The organism is Pseudomonas sp. zfem003 (assembly GCF_032621675.1).
Taxonomy (GTDB): Bacteria; Pseudomonadota; Gammaproteobacteria; order Pseudomonadales; family Pseudomonadaceae; genus Metapseudomonas; species Metapseudomonas otitidis.
This window is the reverse complement of sequence record NZ_JAVYJG010000003.1, coordinates 112,908-133,235: the sequence shown is the minus strand read 5'-3', so window position 1 is coordinate 133,235 and position 20,328 is coordinate 112,908. Positions and strand designations below refer to the sequence as shown.

Genomic DNA, 20,328 nt, shown 5'->3' with positions numbered 1-20,328 from the left:
TGAACGGGGGGGGTTAGGCCCCTATACTCTGCGCGCAATTTTGTCGGCACAAAGTATGCCAAGTCATTGATTCAAGGCGCCGACTCAGAGGACATGCTGCGATGGATATCCGCACGCCGAATCGCTTGCCCTTCCATCGTCTACCGGTCTTCCCGGTGCTACTCGTCCAAGGGGTCGTATTGCTGATCGCCACCGTCGTTCTTTGGCAGTGGCGCGGCACGGTCGCCGGGTACTCTGGCTTGTGCGGTGGGTTTATCGCCTGGTTGCCGAACCTGTACTTCGCCCACAAGGCCTTCCGCTACAGCGGTGCCCGGGCAGCCCAGGCGATCGTCCGGTCGTTCTACGCCGGCGAGATGGGCAAGTTGATTCTGACGGCAGTGCTTTTCGCACTGACGTTTGCAGGCGTGAAACCACTGGAGGCGCCGGCCTTGTTCGGTGCCTTCCTGCTGACGCAATCGGTCAGCTGGTTCGCTCCCCTGCTGATGAGAACAAGATATTCGAAACCTTAGGGCGTTTGAGGCAAACATGGCAGAGCAAACCGCTTCGGGCTATATCCAGCACCACCTGCAAAACCTGACCTTCGGTAAGCTGCCGTCCGGCGAGTGGGGCTTCGCCCACACCGCCGAACAAGCCAAGGAAATGGGCTTCTGGGCGTTCCACTTGGACACCCTCGGCTGGTCCATCGGCCTCGGTCTGCTGTTCGTCTTCCTGTTCCGCATGGCGGCCAAGAAGGCCACCTCCGGCGTTCCCGGTGGCCTGCAGAACTTGGTGGAAGTGATGGTCGACTTCGTCGATACCAACGTCAAAGACACCTTCCACGGCCGTAACCCGCTGATCGCCCCGCTGGCGCTGACCATCTTCGTCTGGATCTTCCTGATGAACGCCATCGACCTGGTCCCGGTGGACTGGATTCCGATGCTGGCCGCCAAGATCACCGGCAACGAGCACCTGTTCTTCCGCGCCGTACCGACCACCGACCCGAACGCGACCCTGGGCATGGCCTTCTCCGTGTTCGCCCTGATCATCTTCTACAGCATCAAGGTGAAAGGCATCGGCGGCTTCATCGGCGAACTGACCCTGCACCCCTTCAGCAGCAAGAACATCGCCGTGCAGATCCTGCTGATCCCGGTGAACTTCCTGCTCGAATTCGTCACCCTGATCGCCAAGCCGATCTCCCTCGCCCTGCGACTGTTCGGCAACATGTACGCCGGCGAACTGGTGTTCATCCTGATCGCCGTGATGTTCGGTGCCGGCATCCTGCTGCTCAGCGGCCTTGGCATCGCCCTGCAGTGGGCGTGGGCCGTGTTCCACATCCTGATCATCACCCTGCAGGCCTTCATCTTCATGATGCTGACCATCGTCTACCTGTCGATGGCGCACGAAGACAACCATTGATAGCGCGCGGCGCCTCCTGGCTGTCTTCCCCTCGGGGAGGAACAGCAGGAGGCGTCTCAGGCTAGCGATGGTCCCGCCGCAGTCCGCGCGGGAATGCCCGAAAGGGCGATGGGAACACCAAAACGATTTCGTTCTACCGCTTCACTTAAACCTAACCAACACGACATAAAGTCGGGAGGAAAAATGGAAACTGTAGTAGGTCTCACCGCGATCGCCGTAGCTCTGCTGATTGGTCTGGGTGCCCTGGGTACCGCTATCGGCTTCGGTCTGCTGGGTGGCAAGTTCCTGGAAGGCGCTGCTCGCCAGCCGGAAATGGTCCCGATGCTGCAGGTCAAAATGTTCATCGTCGCCGGCCTGCTGGACGCCGTGACCATGATCGGCGTTGGTATCGCTCTGTTCTTCACCTTCGCTAACCCGTTCATTGCTCAGGTAGCCCAGTAATCCCTTCCTTAGGGAATTGGACTGACAACGAACGAGCGAGGTGTTGGCGTGAATATTAATGCAACCCTGATCGGCCAGTCCGTCGCGTTCTTCATCTTCGTACTGTTCTGCATGAAGTTCGTGTGGCCTCCGGTCATCACGGCACTGCGCGACCGTCAGAAGAAGATCGCCGACGGCCTGGACGCTGCCAACCGCGCGGCTCGTGACCTGGAGCTGGCCCACGAGAAAGTGGCCCAGCAACTGCGCGAGGCCAAGACTCAGGCAGCTGAAATCATCGAGCAAGCCAAGAAGCGTGCTACCCAGATCGTCGACGAAGCTCGCGATCAGGCCCGCACCGAAGGCGAGCGCCTCAAGGCGCAGGCTCAGGCCGAGATCGAGCAGGAACTCAACGGTGTCAAAGACGCGCTGCGTGCCCAACTGGGTAGCCTGGCCGTCAGCGGTGCCGAGAAGATCCTGGGTGCCACTATCGATCAAAACGCGCACGCGGAGCTGGTTAACAAACTGGCCGCCGAAATCTAAGCGAGGGCGATCATGGCAGAACTGACCACGCTGGCCCGACCTTACGCCAAGGCGGCTTTCGAGTACGCCCAGGCCCATCAGCAGCTGGCCGCCTGGTCGGCCATGCTTGGCCTGGCCGCTGCGGTGTCTCAGGACACCACCATGCAGCAGGTGCTCAAAGCCCCGCGTCTGACGAGCGAAGAGAAAGCCAACACCTTCATCGAGGTGGTTGGCGACAAATTCGATGCTCAGGTAGGCAATTTCATCCGCGTCCTCTCCGAAAACGGCCGCATCGGCTTGTTGCCGGAGATCGTCGAACTGTTCGAGCTGTACAAGGCCGAGCAGGAGAAGTCGATCGACGTGGAAGTCACCAGTGCCTTCGCATTGAACACTGAACAGCAAGACAAACTCGCCAAGGTTCTCAGCGCTCGGCTTGGCCGGGAAGTGCGACTGCACGCTGCGGAAGACACCAGCCTCATCGGCGGTGTCGTGATCCGTGCCGGCGACCTGGTTATCGATGGCTCGGTTCGCGGCAAGATCGCGAAGCTGGCCGAAGCGTTGAAATCTTGAGTTTGAAGGGGCAGCAGAGCAATGCAGCAACTCAATCCTTCCGAAATTAGTGAAATCATCAAGGGGCGTATCGAGAAACTCGACGTCTCTTCCCAAGCCCGCAACGAAGGCACCATCGTCTCCGTCTCCGACGGTATCGTCCGCATCCACGGCCTGGCCGACGTGATGTACGGCGAGATGATCGAGTTCCCGGGTGGCGTCTACGGCATGGCACTGAACCTGGAGCAGGACTCCGTAGGTGCCGTGGTACTGGGCAGCTACCTGAGCCTGGCCGAAGGCATGAGCGCCAAGTGCACCGGCCGCATCCTGGAAGTCCCGGTTGGTCCGGAACTGCTGGGCCGCGTCGTCGACGCACTGGGCAACCCGATCGATGGCAAGGGCCCGATCAATGCCAAAGCCACCGACGCTGTCGAGAAAGTGGCTCCGGGCGTGATCTGGCGTAAGTCGGTCGACCAGCCGGTACAGACCGGCTACAAGTCGGTTGACGCCATGATCCCGGTCGGCCGTGGCCAGCGCGAGCTGATCATCGGTGACCGTCAGATCGGCAAGACCGCCCTGGCTGTCGACGCCATCATCAACCAGAAGAACAGCGGCATCCGCTGCGTCTACGTAGCCATCGGTCAGAAGCAATCGACCATCGCCAACGTCGTACGCAAGCTGGAAGAAACCGGCGCCCTGGCCAACACCATCGTGGTGGCTGCCTCGGCTTCCGAATCCGCTGCGCTGCAGTTCCTGGCTCCCTACGCCGGCTGCACCATGGGCGAATACTTCCGCGACCGCGGTGAAGACGCCCTGATCGTCTACGATGACCTGTCCAAGCAGGCCGTCGCCTATCGCCAGATCTCCCTGCTGCTGCGCCGCCCGCCGGGCCGCGAAGCCTACCCGGGCGACGTGTTCTATCTCCACAGCCGCCTGCTGGAGCGCGCATCCCGCGTTTCCGAGGAATACGTCGAGAAGTTCACCAACGGCGAAGTGAAAGGCAAGACCGGTTCCCTGACCGCCCTGCCGATCATCGAAACCCAGGCTGGTGACGTTTCCGCGTTCGTTCCGACCAACGTGATCTCCATCACCGACGGTCAGATCTTCCTGGAATCCGCCATGTTCAACTCGGGTATCCGTCCGGCCGTCAACGCCGGTATCTCGGTATCCCGCGTGGGTGGCGCCGCCCAGACCAAGATCATCAAGAAGCTGTCCGGTGGCATCCGTACCGCACTCGCCCAGTACCGTGAACTGGCGGCCTTCGCCCAGTTCGCCTCCGACCTGGACGAAGCCACCCGCAAGCAGCTGGAACACGGTCAGCGCGTTACCGAGCTGATGAAGCAGAAGCAGTACGCGCCCATGTCCATCGCTGACATGTCCGTGTCCCTGTACGCTGCCGAGCGTGGCTTCCTGACCGATGTGGACGTGAACAAAGTTGGCGCCTTCGAAGCAGCCCTGCTGGGTTACTTCAACCGTGAGCTGGCCGCACTGATGGCCAAGATCAACGAGAAAGGTGACTTCAACGACGAAATCGACGCAGGCATCAAGTCCGGCATCGAGAAGTTCAAGGCCACCCAAACCTGGTAAGCCGCAGCGGGGGCCCCAGGGCCCCCGCCTGCTAACCCGAAAGGTGTCAAATGGCAGGCGCAAAAGAGATTCGCAGCAAGATTGCGAGCATCAAAAGCACGCAGAAGATCACCAGCGCCATGGAAAAGGTGGCCGTCAGCAAGATGCGCAGGGCTCAGCAGCGCATGGCTGCCAGCCGTCCGTACGCGGAGCGCATCCGCCAGGTGATCGGTCATCTGGCCAACGCCAACCCCGAGTACCGCCACCCCTTCATGATCGAGCGCCCCGTCAAGCGCGTCGGCTATGTCGTGGTGAGTTCGGACCGTGGTCTGTGCGGTGGCTTGAACACCAACCTGTTCAAGGCCCTGGTCAAGGACATGGCGAGCAATCGCGAGCAAGGCGTGGAGATCGATCTCTGCGTGATTGGCAGCAAGGGTGCGGCGTTCTTCCGCAACTTTGGTGGCAATGTCGTTGCTGCGATCAGCCACCTCGGCGAAGAGCCGTCGATCAACGATCTGATCGGCAGCGTCAAGGTGATGCTCGATGCCTACCTCGAAGGTCGCATCGATCGTCTGTCCGTGGTTTCGAACAAGTTCGTCAACACCATGGTGCAGAAGCCCACTGTGGAACAGCTCGTTCCGCTGGTGGCGACTCCGGATGAAGCGCTCAAGCATCACTGGGACTACCTGTACGAACCCGACGCCAAGCAGCTCCTCGACGGGCTGATGGTGCGTTACGTGGAGTCGCAGGTGTACCAGGCGGTGGTCGAGAACAACGCCGCCGAGCAGGCTGCGCGGATGATCGCGATGAAGAATGCCACCGACAACGCCGGTGAACTGATCAGCGATCTGCAGCTGATCTACAACAAGGCGCGTCAGGCAGCGATCACCCAGGAAATTTCGGAAATCGTCGGCGGCGCTGCCGCGGTTTAAGAACGGTTCAAATATTCAGAGGAACCAAAGATGAGTAGCGGACGTATCGTTCAAATCATCGGCGCCGTTATCGACGTGGAATTCCCGCGTGATCAGGTACCGGCCGTATACGAGGCGCTGAAAGTTCAAGGCGCCGAAACCACCCTCGAAGTCCAGCAGCAGCTGGGCGACGGCGTGGTTCGTTCCATTGCCATGGGCTCGACCGAAGGTCTGAAGCGTGGCCTGGACGTCACCAGCACTGGCGCAGCCATCTCCGTCCCGGTTGGCAAGGCCACCCTGGGCCGCATCATGGACGTCCTGGGCAACCCCATCGACGAAGCCGGCCCCATCGGCGAAGAAGAGCGTTGGGAAATCCACCGCGCTGCTCCGTCCTACGCCGACCAGGCGGGTGGCAACGAGCTGCTGGAAACCGGCATCAAGGTGATCGACCTGGTCTGCCCCTTCGCCAAAGGCGGCAAGGTAGGCCTGTTCGGTGGCGCCGGCGTGGGCAAGACCGTGAACATGATGGAACTCATCCGTAACATCGCCATCGAGCACAGCGGTTACTCCGTGTTCGCCGGCGTGGGCGAGCGTACCCGTGAGGGCAACGACTTCTACCACGAGATGAAGGACTCCAACGTACTGGACAAGGTCGCCCTGGTTTACGGCCAGATGAACGAGCCGCCGGGCAACCGTCTGCGCGTTGCACTGACCGGCCTGACCATGGCCGAGAAGTTCCGTGACGAAGGTCGCGACGTACTGCTGTTCGTCGACAACATCTACCGTTACACCCTGGCCGGTACCGAAGTGTCCGCGCTGCTGGGTCGTATGCCGTCCGCTGTGGGTTACCAGCCGACCCTGGCTGAGGAAATGGGCGTTCTGCAAGAGCGCATCACCTCCACCAAGACCGGTTCGATCACCTCCATCCAGGCCGTATACGTACCTGCGGACGACCTGACCGACCCGTCCCCGGCGACCACCTTCGCCCACCTGGACGCCACCGTCGTACTGTCCCGTGACATCGCCTCCCTGGGTATCTACCCGGCCGTTGACCCGCTGGACTCCACCAGCCGTCAGCTGGACCCGCTGGTAATCGGCCAGGAGCACTACGAGACCGCCCGTGGCGTGCAGTACGTACTGCAGCGCTACAAGGAGCTGAAGGACATCATCGCGATCCTCGGCATGGACGAGCTGTCCGAATCGGACAAGCAACTGGTAGCCCGCGCTCGTAAGATCCAGCGCTTCCTGTCCCAGCCGTTCTTCGTGGCCGAAGTCTTCACCGGCTCCCCGGGCAAGTACGTTTCCCTGAAGGACACCATCGCGGGCTTCAAGGGCATCCTCAACGGTGACTACGACCACCTGCCCGAGCAGGCGTTCTACATGGTCGGCGGCATCGATGAAGCCATCGAGAAAGCCAAGAAACTGTAACCCCCTGAGCGCCCGGCAACGGGCGCTTACGTGAGGCAAGCGTATGGCTATTACTGTCCACTGCGATATCGTCAGCGCCGAAGCGGAGATCTTCTCCGGTCTGGTCGAGATGGTGATCGCCCACGGCAACCTGGGCGACCTGGGTATCACGCCGGGCCACGCCCCGCTGATCACCGATCTCAAGCCGGGTCCGATCCGCCTGGTCAAGCAGGGCGGAGAGGAGGAGGTGTTCTACATCTCCGGTGGTTTCCTCGAAGTGCAGCCGAGCATGGTGAAGGTCCTGGCCGACACCGTGGTCCGCGCCGGTGACCTGGACGAAGCCGCTGCTCAGGAGGCCCTCAAGGCCGCTGAGAAGGCGCTGAACCAGAAGGGCTCGGAGTTCGACTACAGCTCCGCTGCCGCCCGTCTGGCAGAGGCCGCGGCCCAGCTGCGTACCGTCCAGCAGTTGCGCAAGAAGTTCGGCGGCTAAGCCACCGCTCTTCATCGCATGCAAGTAAAAGGGTAGCCTTGGCTACCCTTTTTCTTTTCCGGCATCGCCGGTTATCCACAGGCTCGGAAGCGTCCTTTCATGTCCCTCGATATCGTCATCCTCGCCGCAGGCCAGGGCACCCGCATGCGCTCGGCGCTGCCCAAGGTTCTCCACCCCGTTGCCGGCAAGCCCATGCTCGGGCACGTCATCGACAGCGCCCGTGCGCTGCAGCCCCAGGGCATCCACGTGGTCATCGGCCATGGGGCCGACCTCGTGCGTGAGCGCCTCGCCGCAGACGACCTCGGCTTCGTCCTGCAGGCCCAGCAGCTGGGCACCGGCCACGCCGTGGCCCAGGCCCTGCCGCAGCTCAGTGCCGAGCGCGTGCTGATCCTCTATGGCGACGTACCGCTGATCGAGGAAGCCACCCTGCGCCGCCTGCTGGACAAGGTCCAGGACGACCAGCTCGCCCTGCTCACCGTCGAGCTGGACGACCCCACCGGCTACGGCCGCATCGTGCGGGACGCCCAGGGCGTGGTGAAGGCCATCGTCGAACACAAGGACGCCAGCCCCGAGCAGCGCGCCATCCGCGAAGGCAACACCGGCATCCTCGCCGTCCCCGGCAAGCGCCTGGCCGACTGGCTGGGCCGGCTGTCCAACCACAATGCCCAGGGCGAGTACTACCTGACCGACGTCATCGCCATGGCCGTGGCCGACGGCCTGGTGGTGGCCACCGAGCAGCCCCAGGACGCCATGGAAGTGCAGGGCGCCAACGACCGCATCCAGCTTGCCGAACTGGAGCGTCACTACCAGCAGCGGGCGGCCCGCCGCCTCATGGCCCAGGGCGTGACCCTGCTGGACCCGGCGCGCTTCGACCTGCGTGGCGAAGCCAGCGTGGGCCGCGACGTGCTCATCGACGTCAACGTCATCCTCGAAGGCCGCGTGGTGATCGAAGACGACGTCCAGATCGGCCCCAACTGCGTCATCAAGGACAGCACCCTGCGCCGTGGCGCCATCGTCAAGGCCAACAGCCACCTGGACGGTGCCGAGCTGGGCGAAGGCGCCGACTGCGGCCCGTTCGCCCGCCTGCGTCCCGGTGCCGTGCTGGGTGCCAAGGCCCATGTGGGTAACTTCGTCGAACTGAAGAACGCCGTGATGGGTGAGGGCGCCAAGGCCGGCCACCTGAGCTACCTGGGCGATGCCGAGATCGGCGCACGCACCAACATCGGTGCCGGCACCATCACCTGCAACTACGACGGCGCCAACAAGTCCCGCACCGTCATGGGCGAAGACGTCTTCATCGGCTCCAACAGCGCCCTGGTCGCGCCCGTGACCCTCGGTGACGGCGCCACCACCGGGGCCGGCTCCACCATCACCCAGGACGTACCCGCCCACAGCCTCGCCGTCGGCCGCGCCAAGCAGCGCAACATCGAAGGCTGGAAGCGACCCGTGAAGAAGAAGTGAGTTGTGGATAACCCCGCCTGTGGATAAACCGCAGGCCCGACAGAAGGCGACCGAGGTCGCCTTCTGTCGTTTCCGGGGTTGACGCAAAAGCTTCGTTGAGTTTTGATTCGCCCACTTTTTCTTTCGAATCGAAACTTACGAGATGTCGAAGCGCAATACGCCCCAGCGTCGCCATGCCATCCTCGCCCTGCTCGCCGAGCAGGGCGAGGTCAGCGTCGACGCCCTGGCCAAGGCCTTCGCCACCTCGGAAGTGACCATCCGCAAGGACCTCGCCGCCCTGGAGGCCAACGGCCTGCTGCTGCGTCGCTACGGCGGCGCCGTGCCCGTGCCCCAGGAGTTCATCAGCGAAACCAGCCAGCCGGTGTCCCGCTACAAGCAGGCCATCGCCCGCGCCGCCGCCGAGCGCATCCGTGAGCACGCGCGGATCATCGTCGACAGCGGCAGCACCACCGCCGCCCTAATCCCCGAACTCGGCCACCGCCCCGGCCTGGTGGTGATGACCAACTCGCTGAATGTCGCCACCGCCCTGCGCGAACTGGAGCACGAGCCGGTGCTGCTGATGACCGGCGGCACCTGGGACCCGCACTCCGAGTCCTTCCAGGGCCAGGTCGCCGAGCAGGTGCTGCGCTCCTACGACTTCGACCAGCTGTTCATCGGCGCCGACGGCATCGACCTGGCCCGTGGCACCACCACCTTCAATGAGCTGCTGGGCCTGTCCCGGGTCATGGCCGAGGTCGCCCGCGAGGTGATCGTCATGGCCGAGGCCGACAAGGTCGGGCGGCGCATCCCCAACCTGGAGCTGCCCTGGAGCAGCATCCATACCCTGATCACCGACGAGCGCCTGCCCCAGGACGCTCGCCAAAAGATAGAAGCGCGCGGCATCACGCTGGTCTGCGCGCCTGTGGATAACTGAGGAGACAACCCATGTGTGGCATCGTTGGCGCAGTGGCTGAACGGAACATCACCGCCATCCTCGTCGAAGGCCTCAAGCGCCTCGAATACCGTGGCTACGACAGCGCCGGCGTCGCCGTGCTGGACAACCAGGGCGGCCTGCAGCGCCGTCGTCGCGTCGGCAAGGTCAGCGAGCTGGAACAGGCCCTGGCCGCCGAGCCCCTGGCCGGCCGCCTGGGCATCGCCCACACCCGCTGGGCCACCCACGGCGCGCCCACCGAGCACAACGCCCACCCGCACTTCTCCGGCGACCTCGCCCTGGTGCACAACGGCATCATCGAAAACCACGAACCCCTGCGCGAGCACCTCAAGGGCCTGGGCTACGTCTTCACCTCCGACACCGACACCGAAGTCATCGTCCACCTGCTCGACCACCACCTGTCCAACCTCGGCGACCTCACCGAAGCGCTCAAGGTGGTGGTACGCGAACTCCACGGCGCCTACGGCCTGGCCGTGATCAGCCGCAGCCAGCCCGACCGCCTGGTGGCCGCCCGCAGCGGCAGCCCGCTGGTGATCGGCCTGGGCCTGGGGGAGAACTTCCTCGCCTCCGACCAGTTGGCCCTGCGCCAGGTCACCGACCGCTTCATGTACCTGGAAGAGGGCGACATCGCCGAGATCCACCGCGACCAGGTGCGCATCTGGGACAGCGCCGGCCTGCCCGTGCAGCGTGAGCAGGTGCAGTACCACGAAGGCGCCGAGGCCGCCGACAAGGGCGAGTACCGCCACTTCATGCTCAAGGAGATCCACGAGCAGCCCAAGGTCGTCCAGCGCACCCTCGAAGGCCGCCTGGGCGCCGACCACGTACTGGTCAACGCCTTCGGCCCCCGTGCCGCCGAGCTGTTCGCCAAGGTGCGCAACGTGCAGATCGTCGCCTGTGGCACCAGCTACCACGCTGGCATGGTCGCCCGTTACTGGCTGGAAGAGCTGGCCGGCGTCCCCTGCCAGGTGGAAGTGGCCAGCGAGTTCCGCTACCGCAAGGTGGTGGTCCAGCCCGACACCCTGTTCGTCACCATCTCCCAGTCCGGCGAGACCGCCGACACCCTGGCCGCCCTGCGCAACGCCCGCGCCGGCGGCTACCTGGCGAGCCTGGCCATCTGCAACGTCGGCACCAGCTCCCTGGTGCGCGAGTCCGACCTCACCCTGCTGACCCTGGCCGGCCCCGAGATCGGCGTCGCCTCCACCAAGGCCTTCACCACCCAGCTGGTGGCCCTGCTGCTGCTCACCCTCAGCCTCGGCCAGGTGCGCGGCAACCTCGACAAGGCCCGCGAAGCCGAACTGGTGGAAGCCCTGCGCCGCCTGCCCACCCACCTGGGCGAAGCCCTGGCCATGGACAAGACCGTGGAGAAGGTCGCCGAGCTGTTCGCCGAGAAGCACCACACCCTGTTCCTCGGCCGTGGCGCCCAATACCCGGTGGCCATGGAAGGCGCGCTCAAGCTCAAGGAGATCTCCTACATCCACGCCGAGGCCTACCCGGCCGGCGAGCTCAAGCACGGCCCCCTGGCCCTGGTGGACGCCGACATGCCGGTGGTCACCGTGGCGCCGAACAACGAGCTGGTGGAGAAGCTCAAGTCCAACCTGCAGGAAGTCCGCGCCCGGGGCGGCGAACTGATCGTCTTCGCCGACCGCCAGGCCGGCATCGACAACGGCCCCGGCACCCACGTAGTGGCCATGCCGCACACCGTCGACATCCTCGCGCCGATCCTCTACACCCTGCCGCTGCAGCTGCTGTCCTACTACGTCGCCGTGCTCAAGGGCACCGACGTCGACCAGCCGCGCAACCTGGCCAAGTCCGTCACCGTGGAGTGACGGGCCGCCCGCACGGCGCCCGTGGCAGGCCTCCAGCCACGGGCGCCGTGGGCCGTGCACAGCCGCCGGGACTGGATCACATCCCGTTCAATGGCGGTTGACCCGAGGGGAGCGTCATCTTCTAATCCGCCCCTCGATCTTGAACATGGACTGTTTATGCCCTCCGCCGAAGCGCCCTCGGCACCTGCTGCCGCCCCCTCCCAGCCACTGCCTGACACCGCTCGCCGGCAGAAGCGCGCCGGCTTGCTGACCCTCAGCCTCATGGGCGCCACCCCCCTCGTCCTGCTGGCCTGGGACCCGATGTACCACGACGTGCAGGTCTTCGACAGCCTGGCGGTGTGCGAGCAGGGCACCACCCTGACCGCCGAGCAATGCCTGCGGCTGCGCGACGAAGCGTTCCGGCGCACCGCCCTGATGGCCCCGGTCTACACCAGCTTCATGGCCTGTGAGCGCGACTTCATCCGTATCAGTGGCAACTGCAAGGCCGGTGAGTGGTGCGCGGCTGACGCCGTGCAGAGCTGCACACAGGGCGACGACGGCCTGGCCCGCCCCCAGCCGGTGGCGTTCCTGGTCAGCGATGCCTTGATCAGACGCCTGCGCAGTGGCGAACCGGACGATTGGAGCGAGATCGGCCTCGATGAACTGCAGCCGGTCTTCGGCATGAGCGAAGACGCGCTCTATGGCAGCAGCACCTATGGCGGCGGCCACTTCGGCAGCTACAGCGGCGGCGGTGCTCGCAACCTGCACCTGTTCACCGGCCAGGGCCAGTACCTGGGCGACCAGCGTGCTCGCCAGGCCAGCCTGCACCGCAGCCAGCTGCAGGCATCCGGCTACGCCCAGCAGTTCCAGAGCGGGCAGTTGCCGACGCGCCTCCAGGGCGCTGCCAGTCGCGGCGGGTTCGGCGCGACCGCTCGCAGCAGCCTGGCCATGGCCAGCGGGTAGCCGATCATGTGGATACGGATTGGCCTGGTGCTCGGTTGCCTTTTCGCCAGCTCGATCGTCCAGGCCGCAGGCCTGGACAGCAGCGTTGGCGAGGCCGATGCACGGCTCAAGGAACTGCGCCAGCTCATCGCCGAAAAGCCCGACAGCCTGCAGGTGCGCCTGCCGAACAGCCGTGAATGGAAAAGCCTCGCATCGCTCGGCCTCGCCCCGAGCTGCCGGGCGCCCGTGCTGGTAAGCCCCACCGCCCCGCTGCAGGCCCTGACGCACTGCAGCGGTGTGCAGATGACCGATTCGGGAGCGGTGTGGACGATGGTCTCGATCTTCTGGACCCATGACCGTCGCTGGGAAAAGGGCAGGGCGCTGCGCCTGCAATCCAGGAGCCTCGTTCGCCAGGGCGCCCCCACCGATGACGCTGACTTGCGCACCGAGACGCCGTTGATCAGGGCCCTGGCGGGCGCCGACCTGCGTGAGCTGGATCTGCTGGCCGGGCTCTGGGCGAGCCTCCGCCAGCAGCCCCTGCCGGCCAGGCCGGACGGCCCGTGGGGGGCAGCCGAGGCCTGGCCCTCCGGGCTCGTGGCGTTGCATGCCGATGGCCGGATCAAGCTGGCCGGGTCGAACCTGGCGGGCCTGCATGCCTGGCAGAGCTGGTGGGCGACCCAGCCCAAGCCCCAGGGCGTCAGCGCGCTGGTCGGGGTCGACCTGCAGCTGGAAGGCAAGACGCCTGCCCTGCAACTGGGCGAACTGGCCCTGTCTCGGGCGCCCTTTGCCGTGGTGTTGCTACCGGCCGACCAGCAGCCTCGCGATGAGCGGGCGCTCTGGCGTGACGAGAACTGGCAACTGCTGATGGTGCGTACCGATGGCAAAAGATGATCGCGGGGTAGATGAACAGGCCCTGTCCGAGGTGTCGTTCCCGCGCGTCGTGCGCATCGACCCGGCCAGCGGCGGCGTCCTGCTGGTTGGCGCCACCCATGGCCTGACCCTGATGCTGTGCTGCCTGGTGCCACTGGTGGTGGGACTGATGTTCTCCGCACAACTGGCCTTCGACCTGTGGCCCTGGCCTGTGGGTAATTACGAACTGACACTGCTGGTCTGGATGGCCCTCTGGCTGGGTTTCCTGCTCTACAACCTGGGGTGGGGCAGCTATGTGGAGACCTACCTGATCAGCCCGCGGCAACGCTGGCTGTGGCACCTGAACAGCGGGGAGATGGTCGACCTGACCACACTGGCCGAGCGGGCGCGTACCCGACAGGCCCCTGACGAAGCCGCCACTTTCGACCTCTCGCTGGCGGAGTCTCTGCTGCTGCTCGACGAACAGCAGCTGCGTGCACTGCCGCCCTACCAGACCAGCCCGTTGGGTGCCTACCTGCGCGGCTTCTGGAGCCCGGATGCCTGGAAGCTGGCGGGTCTGGTGGTCGGCATCCTCCTGTTGATCATCCTGCTCGTCATCGGATCGCTCGGCGGCGTGTTCCTCGCCGTATGGGTCCTGGCAGTTGCCTGGCTGGCCAGCGCCCTGGCCGCCTTCTGCCTGCAGCACCTGGCACCGAGGCGGGCCGAGGCCCTGCTGCGTGGGCGCTCAATCGAGGATGTAGTGCGGAACGAAGCGTGAGCTGTCCTGGGTGATGGCGCTGCGGTCTTCGCGAATGCCCATGCCCACGGGCCGGCCACCGACCAGCCAGCTGCCGATGATGGGGTGCTCCCCGCCCATGCAGGGCGGCGGGCACCAGCTCTGCAAAATCGCCGGCCCCTGCTCGTAGGGGCCGGGCGTCGCCAGCTCCACACCGCCCTCGCTTTCCACCTGGATGTTCGCCCCCTCGCGGGAGAAGAACGGCTTGCGCACCCAGCGCGGGCCCAGCAGGGCCGCATCCGGCTCATCGGCGAAGCAGGCCGGGATCAGGTTGGGGTGGCCACGATGGCGCTGCCAGAGCAGCGGCAAGATCGCCTTGTTCGACAGCAGGGTCTTCCAGGCGGGCTCGATGAAGCGCGTCCGGCTCCGGGCCAGATGGTGGGCGAAGTCCTCTTCCAGCAGCCACTCCCAGGGGTAGAGCTTGAACAGCTGGAGGATCGGCTGGTCGTGCAGGTCGACGAAGCCCTTTTCGGGCACGTGGCCGATGTCGTCGATGTGCAGCAGATGGGGCTGCAGGCCGGCCTGGTTGGCACAGTCGGCCAGGTAGGTGACGGTGCCCTCGTCCTCGATGTGGTCGCGGCAGCAGGCCAGGTGGAAGGGGTCACCCGCCAGGCCGATGCGCTGCAGGCGCTCGACCAGCGCATCCTGGATGAGGTTGTACTGGTCGGCCCGCTCCGGCAGCACGCCCCGCTCGCGGCACTGCTCCAGCCAGACCCACTGGAAGAAGGCCGCCTCGTAGAGGCCGGTCGGGGTGTCGGCGTTGTACTCGTAGAAACGCGCCGGGCCCTGGCCGTCGTAGGTCAGGTCCATGCGCCCGTACAGCGCCGGCTCGCGTGTACGCCAGCTGTCGCGGATCAGCGTCCAGTGCGCCTCGGGCACCGCCATGCGCCGCAGCAGGGCTTCGCTCTCCACCGCGTCTTCCACCAGGGCCAGGCACATGGCCTCCAGCTCGGCGCTGGGTGCCTCGATGTCGTCCTCGATCTGCCGCAGGCTGAAGCGGTAGCAGACGCTTTCATCCCAGTAGGGTTCGCCGCCGATGGAGTGGAAGTGGAAGCCGAGCGTCGAGGCTTGCTCGCACCAGTCGTGGCGCGGCGCGATGGTGTGCCGATGCATGGAACGTCCGTGTTGGCCTGGAAAATGGGTCGCCATTCTAGCGACCCGCCAGGGCCTTGGTTGTTGATCGAGGCGGCAACCCGGTGAGGGCGTCGTTCTTAGCCAGCCGCCGGGAAGCGCAGGCGGAACTCCGTAGGGCCGGCCGGTTCGCTGCTTACCTCCACCGAGCCCCGGTGCAGGCTCATGATCGAACGCACGATGGCCAGGCCCAGGCCGGTGCCACCGTCCGCCCGGGCGCGGCCGGGGTCGACCCGGTAGAAGCGCTCGAACAGGTGGGGCAGGTGCTGCGCGGGAATGCCCGGGCCCGGGTTGCGCACCGCCATCACCAGGCTGTCGCCTTCCCGGCGGGCCTCCAGGTGGATGCAACTGCGCGGCGGGCTGTGGCGGATGGCGTTGGACAGCAGGTTGGACAGTGCCCGCTGCACCATCAGCCGATCCCCCAGCACCTGGCCTTCGCCCTCCACCACCAGCACCTGCTGCTTGTCGTCGGCGGGCAGGGTGAACAGGTCGGCCACCCGGCGCGCCTCGGCGCCGAGATCCAGCGGGGTCATGGGCACCAGCGCCGCCGGGTGGCTGACCTGGGCCAGGAAGAGCATGTCGGTGACGATCCGCGCCAGGCGCTCCAGCTCCTCGGTGCAGCACTCCAGCACCGCCTTGTAGACCTCCGGCGGGCGCTCGCGGGAGAGGGTCACCTGGGCCTGCCCCATCAGGTTGCTGATGGGCGAACGCAGCTCGTGGGCCAGGTCGTCGGAGAACTGCGCCAGCTGCTGCACGCCGCCGTCCAGGCGGTGCAGCATCAGGTTGATGGATTGCGCCAGCTCCCCCAGCTCCCGGGGCAGCGACGCCACGGGCAGGCGGTGGGAGAGGTCCTCGGTAGAGACCTTCGCCGCCACCCGGCGGAAGCGTGCCAGTGGCGCCAGGCCGCGCTGCACCACCAGCCAGGCGCCGCAGCCGATCAGCAACAGCACCAGCGGCAGCGTCGCCAGCGCCGAGCGCAGGTAGGCCGCCAGCAGGGCGCGGTCGCTGCGCCGGTCCAGGTTGAGGAACAGGCGCACCTGCTGGCCGTCGGGCAGCACCAGCTCGCGGTAGGCCGCCAGCACCTCGCTGCCGTCTTCCAGGTACAGGGTGCGGTAGCGCACCTCCGGGCCCGCCGGCAGGTCCCGCAGGCGTTCCGACAGCGGCAGGCGCCCCAGCTCCAGGCGCACCGGCCCGCCGGTGCGGGCATCGAACAGCGCCAGGCTGAGGTCGTCGTGGCCCTTGATCTGGTCGCCCACCACGTGGGGCCGCAGGCTGTTGCCCAGGTCCAGCGCCAGGCTGTGCTCGATCTGTTTCAGCTTGCTCTCCAGGGCCTCGCGGGCGCGGGCATCCAGCGCCCCGTCCAGCCCATAGGCGGCCAGCAGGGCCAGCACCACCACCAGCACGGCGCCCATCGCGCCGACCGCCAGCCCCAAGCGGACGGACAGGCTGGCCGGCTTCATCCGCGGTCTTCCAGCACGTAGCCGACGCCGCGCAGGGTGTGGATAAGTTTGTTCTCGAACGGGTCGTCGATCTTCGCCCGCAAGCGGCGGATGGAGACCTCCACCACGTTGGTGTCGCAGTCGAAGTTCATGTCCCACACCAGCGAGATGATCTGGGTGCGCGACAGCACCTCGCCGGCGCGGCGCATCAGCAGGTGCAGCAGGGCGAATTCCTTGGTGGTCAGGTCGATGCGCTGGCTGCCACGGAAGGCCCGGTGGCGCCCCGGGTCCAGCTCCAGGTCGGCCACCCGCAGCACCTCCGGCACGGCGATCTGCTCGGCGCGCCGCAGCAGGCTGCGCACCCGTGCCAGCAGCTCGGGAAACTCGAAGGGCTTCACCAGGTAGTCGTCGGCACCCAGGTCCAGGCCTTTCACCTTGTCCGCCAGGCGGCCCCGGGCCGAGAGCATCAGCACCCGCGTGGCGGTGTCCTGGCGCAACTGGCCGAGCACGCCGAAGCCGTCGATCTGCGGCAGGTTCACATCGAGGATGACCAGGTCGTACTGGTGCTGGCGGGCCAGGTGCAGGCCGTCGACGCCGGTATGGGCAGCGTCCACCACATAACCGCTTTCGCTCAGGCCCTGGTAGAGGTAATCGGCTGTCTTGGGCTCATCCTCGACAATAAGGATCCGCATGGGAATTCATCCTGCATATAGAAGGAAAAGTGCCCGGCTCATTGTTCGAACAAGAGGGCAGCGATAAATAAGTCAATTAAGAAAAACGACCGGAAAGTTGCGCAGGCTAAACCCTGTAGTCACTTCAAGGTCAAGCCATCAGACCCGTCAGTGCCGCCTGCCACGAGGCTTTCAGCGCGGCGTAAGGCCTGTGGATAACACCGGTAGTTGTTTCAAGTTGCTACGGAAGTTGTCCGGAAGTTGTTCGGCGCGGCGCGATGCTAAACCAGATAAGTGCCCCCGGAACGGGCATTACATATTTGTAATCCGTGCGTCACCCTGGGGATAAGTGCCCCGCCCTAGAGTCCCCGGCGTTATCGGATCAACCCCTGGAAGTTGCCAGGCGTTGATCGCTTCCGAGACGCAGAGGACTTCCACCGTGTACCGACCCAAGCCCCCCAAGCGCCTGCGCCCGAGCCTGGCCGTCCTGGCCCTGTGCCTGGCGTTGCCGCCCTTCGCCACGGCCGCCGAGCTGGACTTCGCCACCGCCCTCGCCACCGCCTACCAGGGCAACCCCGAACTGGCGGCCGCCAGCCAGGGACCGGGCATCGCCGCCGGCGAACGCCGCCAGGCCGCGCTGCTGCCCAACCCGGAACTCTCCTGGGAGATGGAGGACACCCGCAGCGCCACCCGCACCACCAGCGTCAGCCTGGCCCAGCCCCTCGAACTGGGCGGCAAGCGCGGTGCCCGTGTCACCTACGCCGAGCGCGGCCAGGCCCTGGCCGAGCTGACCCTGGAGCAGCGCCGCAATGCCTTGCGCGCCGACACCCTGCTGGCCTTCCAGGCGGCCCTGCGCGCCCAGGCGCGCAACGAGCTGGCCGACGCCTCCCTGGCCCTGGCCGAACGCGGCCTGACGGTGGCCCAGGCGCGCATCCGCGCCGGCAAGGCCGCCCCCATGGAAGCACTGCGGGCCCAGGTCCAGCAGGACGAGCTGACCCTGGAGCGCGACCGTGCCCGCACCGAGCAGCGCCAGGCCTACCAGCGCCTCGCCACGCTCATGGGCGAGCCCCGGCCCGGCTTCGAGCGGGTCGCCGGGCGCCTCGGCCCATTGCCGTCCCCCCCGGCCGAAGCCCGCCTGCTGGCCCGCCTGGGTGACACCGCCGACCTGCGCCTGGCGCTGGCCGACGTGGCGCGGGAAGAGGCCGGCCTGGACCTGGAGAAGGCCCGGCGCTACCCCGACGTCACCGTCAGCATCGGCAGCCAGTACAGCGCCGAGGACCGCCAGCGGGTGAACCTGGTGGGGGTGTCGTTGCCGCTGCCGCTGTTCGACCGCAACCAGGGCAACGTGCTTTCCGCCAGCCGCCGTGCCGACCAGGCCCGCGACCTGCGCAACGCCACCGAACTGCGCCTGCGCGGCGACGTGGCCATGGCCCTGGAGCAATGGCGCCGTGCCCAGGCCGCCATCGACGCCCACGACCGCAGCATCCTGCCGGCTGCCCAGCAGGCGGTGGACAGCGCCACCCGCGGCTTCCGCATGGGCAAGCTGGCCTTCCTCGACGTGCTCGACGCCCAGCGAACCTTGATCGACGCGCGCAACCGCTACCTGCAGGCCATGGCCGAGGCCACCGAGGCCTGGGCCAGCCTGGAGCGCCTCTACGGCGACCTGTCGGGCCTCGACGGCCCGGCCTGAAGCATGCCCCGTCGCCACCCCTGGCTCGGCCTGCTGGTGCTGGTGGCGGGCTGCGGCTACGCCCCCGGCGTGCCCAGCGAGCCCGACGGCCACTGGTGCCGCCACGACCTCTACCGCGCCTTGCACATCATCGTTTCCCTTCGAGAGGACACCCCATGGACATGAAACGAGGCCTCGCCCTCGGCCTGCTGCTCGCCCTCGGCCTGGGCGCGGGCGCCACCCTGCTGCCGGCCATCGGCAGCCCATCGCCCCAGGCCACCGACGACCCACCGCCCTCGGCCCATGCCGACGAGGAGGGCGGCGACCACGATGAGGAAGAGGGCGCCATCGCCCTCAGCCCCGCGCAGATCCAGGCCGCCGGCATCGAGCTGGTGAAGGCCGCCCCCCGCGCCCTCAGCCAGCGCCTGGCGCTGCCCGGCGAGATCCGCCTGGACGAGGACCGCACCGCCCACCTGTTCCCCCGTGCCGCCGGCGTGGTCGAGCAGGTCAGCGTCGGCCTCGGCCAGGCGGTGCAGAAGGGCGACCTGCTGGCGGTGATCGCCAGCCCCCAGGTGTCCGAGCAGCGCAGCGAACTGGCCGCCGCCGAACGCCGCGTGCGCCTGGCCCGCACCACCTTCGAGCGCGAGCGCCAGCTGTGGCAGGAAGGCATCTCCGCCGAGCAGGACTACCTGCTGGCGCGCCAGGCCCTGGACGAGGCCGAGATCGCCCTGGGCAACGCCCGGCAGAAGGTCAGCGCCCTCAGCGGCAGCCTCGCCCAGGGCGGCGGCAACCGCTACGAGCTGCGCGCGCCCTTCGCCGGCATGGTGGTGGAGAAGCACCTGGTGCCCGGCGAGGTGGTGAACGAGAGCAGCGCCGCCTTCACCCTCTCCGACCTGTCCCGCGTCTGGGCCACCTTCAGCGTCTCGCCCCGTGACCTGGCGCGGGTCCGCGTGGGCCGCCCGGTCACCGTCAGCGCCCGCGACCTGGGGGCCGAAGTGGCCGGCTCGGTGGCCTACGTCGGCAGCCTGCTGGGTGAGCAGAGCCGCACCGCCACCGCCCGCGCCACCCTGGAGAACCCGGAACTGGCCTGGCGCCCGGGGCTGTTCGTCAGCGTGCAGCTGGCCACCGACACCCGCGAAGTGCCCGTCGCCGTGCCCGAGTCCGCCGTGCAGACGGTGGAGGACCGCAGCGTGGTGTTCGTCCGCACCGACACCGGCTTCGCCACCCGCCCGGTGACCCTGGGGGCCCGCGACCAGGGCTTCGTGGAGGTGGGCGACGGGCTGGAGGCGGGGGTCGAGCTGGCCGCCGCCGGCAGCTTCACCCTCAAGTCCGAGCTGGGCAAGGCCAGCGCCGACCACGCCCACTGACGAGTAGCCA

At 66.6% G+C, this 20,328-nt stretch carries 21 protein-coding genes; 18 read left to right on the top strand and 3 right to left on the bottom strand.

Features of this window, described 5'->3' with window-relative positions; translation table 11 throughout:
* Positions 1–101 precede the first annotated feature (101 nt).
* From RTK35_RS06730 to RTK35_RS06660, 15 genes are all read left to right on the top strand, one after another.
* The gene (locus RTK35_RS06730) at positions 102–509 is read left to right on the top strand and encodes a F0F1 ATP synthase subunit I (RefSeq protein WP_316907665.1); all 408 of its coding nucleotides are present in this window, start codon (positions 102–104) and stop codon (positions 507–509) included.
* A 16-nt stretch (positions 510–525) separates the two neighbouring features.
* Positions 526–1,395: a F0F1 ATP synthase subunit A gene (atpB, locus tag RTK35_RS06725; protein ID WP_316907664.1), complete on the top strand. Its 870-nt coding sequence runs from the start codon at positions 526–528 to the stop codon at positions 1,393–1,395.
* 183 nt (positions 1,396–1,578) lie between these two features.
* On the top strand, positions 1,579–1,836 hold the full coding sequence (gene atpE, locus RTK35_RS06720) for a F0F1 ATP synthase subunit C (protein WP_003457994.1): 258 nt from the start codon (positions 1,579–1,581) through the stop codon (positions 1,834–1,836).
* A gap of 48 nt (positions 1,837–1,884) precedes the next feature.
* On the top strand, positions 1,885–2,355 hold the full coding sequence (locus tag RTK35_RS06715; protein WP_044410014.1) for a F0F1 ATP synthase subunit B: 471 nt from the start codon (positions 1,885–1,887) through the stop codon (positions 2,353–2,355).
* A 12-nt stretch (positions 2,356–2,367) separates the two neighbouring features.
* The gene (locus RTK35_RS06710; protein WP_044410011.1) at positions 2,368–2,904 is read left to right on the top strand and encodes a F0F1 ATP synthase subunit delta; all 537 of its coding nucleotides are present in this window, start codon (positions 2,368–2,370) and stop codon (positions 2,902–2,904) included.
* 21 nt (positions 2,905–2,925) lie between these two features.
* Entirely contained in the window at positions 2,926–4,470 is a 1,545-nt protein-coding gene (atpA, locus tag RTK35_RS06705; protein WP_044410008.1) for a F0F1 ATP synthase subunit alpha, read from the top strand.
* Between the two features lie 50 nt (positions 4,471–4,520).
* Complete coding sequence (gene atpG / locus RTK35_RS06700; protein ID WP_044410005.1) at positions 4,521–5,381, top strand: F0F1 ATP synthase subunit gamma; 861 nt, start codon at positions 4,521–4,523, stop codon at positions 5,379–5,381.
* 30 nt (positions 5,382–5,411) lie between these two features.
* Positions 5,412–6,788: a F0F1 ATP synthase subunit beta gene (gene atpD, locus RTK35_RS06695; RefSeq protein ID WP_044410002.1), complete on the top strand. Its 1,377-nt coding sequence runs from the start codon at positions 5,412–5,414 to the stop codon at positions 6,786–6,788.
* A gap of 43 nt (positions 6,789–6,831) precedes the next feature.
* The gene (locus tag RTK35_RS06690; protein ID WP_044409999.1) at positions 6,832–7,257 is read left to right on the top strand and encodes a F0F1 ATP synthase subunit epsilon; all 426 of its coding nucleotides are present in this window, start codon (positions 6,832–6,834) and stop codon (positions 7,255–7,257) included.
* Positions 7,258–7,356: 99 nt separating this feature from the next.
* Positions 7,357–8,718, top strand: coding sequence for a bifunctional UDP-N-acetylglucosamine diphosphorylase/glucosamine-1-phosphate N-acetyltransferase GlmU (glmU, locus tag RTK35_RS06685; protein WP_044409996.1), 1,362 nt, complete (start codon positions 7,357–7,359; stop codon positions 8,716–8,718).
* A 142-nt stretch (positions 8,719–8,860) separates the two neighbouring features.
* The gene (locus RTK35_RS06680; RefSeq protein ID WP_316907663.1) at positions 8,861–9,631 is read left to right on the top strand and encodes a DeoR/GlpR family DNA-binding transcription regulator; all 771 of its coding nucleotides are present in this window, start codon (positions 8,861–8,863) and stop codon (positions 9,629–9,631) included.
* Positions 9,632–9,642: 11 nt separating this feature from the next.
* Entirely contained in the window at positions 9,643–11,475 is a 1,833-nt protein-coding gene (gene glmS / locus RTK35_RS06675) for a glutamine--fructose-6-phosphate transaminase (isomerizing) (protein WP_316907662.1), read from the top strand.
* Between the two features lie 156 nt (positions 11,476–11,631).
* Positions 11,632–12,417, top strand: coding sequence for a DUF1190 domain-containing protein (locus RTK35_RS06670; protein WP_316907661.1), 786 nt, complete (start codon positions 11,632–11,634; stop codon positions 12,415–12,417).
* Positions 12,418–12,444: 27 nt separating this feature from the next.
* On the top strand, positions 12,445–13,287 hold the full coding sequence (locus tag RTK35_RS06665; protein ID WP_316907660.1) for a hypothetical protein: 843 nt from the start codon (positions 12,445–12,447) through the stop codon (positions 13,285–13,287).
* The gene (locus tag RTK35_RS06660; RefSeq protein ID WP_316907659.1) at positions 13,274–14,023 is read left to right on the top strand and encodes a hypothetical protein; all 750 of its coding nucleotides are present in this window, start codon (positions 13,274–13,276) and stop codon (positions 14,021–14,023) included. The genes RTK35_RS06665 and RTK35_RS06660 overlap by 14 nt, the downstream gene beginning before the upstream one ends.
* Here RTK35_RS06660 and RTK35_RS06655 read toward each other — a convergent pair.
* From RTK35_RS06655 to RTK35_RS06645, 3 genes are all read right to left on the bottom strand, one after another.
* Complete coding sequence (locus tag RTK35_RS06655; protein WP_316907658.1) at positions 13,991–15,154, bottom strand: glutathionylspermidine synthase family protein; 1,164 nt, start codon at positions 15,152–15,154, stop codon at positions 13,991–13,993. The two genes, RTK35_RS06660 and RTK35_RS06655, sit on opposite strands and share 33 nt — an antisense overlap.
* A gap of 98 nt (positions 15,155–15,252) precedes the next feature.
* Positions 15,253–16,632, bottom strand: coding sequence for a heavy metal sensor histidine kinase (locus RTK35_RS06650; RefSeq protein ID WP_316907657.1), 1,380 nt, complete (start codon positions 16,630–16,632; stop codon positions 15,253–15,255).
* Positions 16,629–17,303 (bottom strand): heavy metal response regulator transcription factor, encoded by a 675-nt coding sequence (locus tag RTK35_RS06645; protein WP_044409960.1) that lies wholly within the window; start codon positions 17,301–17,303, stop codon positions 16,629–16,631. Before RTK35_RS06645 ends, RTK35_RS06650 begins: the two co-directional genes overlap by 4 nt.
* A 418-nt stretch (positions 17,304–17,721) precedes the next feature.
* On the opposite strand from RTK35_RS06645, the gene RTK35_RS06640 reads away from it, so the two are divergent.
* The 3 genes from RTK35_RS06640 to RTK35_RS06630 are packed head-to-tail and all read left to right on the top strand — an operon-like array spanning position 17,722 to position 20,318.
* Complete coding sequence (locus RTK35_RS06640) at positions 17,722–18,972, top strand: TolC family protein (protein ID WP_316907656.1); 1,251 nt, start codon at positions 17,722–17,724, stop codon at positions 18,970–18,972.
* Positions 18,973–18,975: 3 nt separating this feature from the next.
* Positions 18,976–19,137, top strand: a complete 162-nt coding sequence (locus tag RTK35_RS06635; protein ID WP_160158615.1) for a hypothetical protein — start codon at positions 18,976–18,978, stop codon at positions 19,135–19,137.
* Complete coding sequence (locus RTK35_RS06630; protein WP_316907655.1) at positions 19,128–20,318, top strand: efflux RND transporter periplasmic adaptor subunit; 1,191 nt, start codon at positions 19,128–19,130, stop codon at positions 20,316–20,318. Before RTK35_RS06635 ends, RTK35_RS06630 begins: the two co-directional genes overlap by 10 nt.
* The last annotated feature ends 10 nt before the right edge of the window (positions 20,319–20,328 follow it).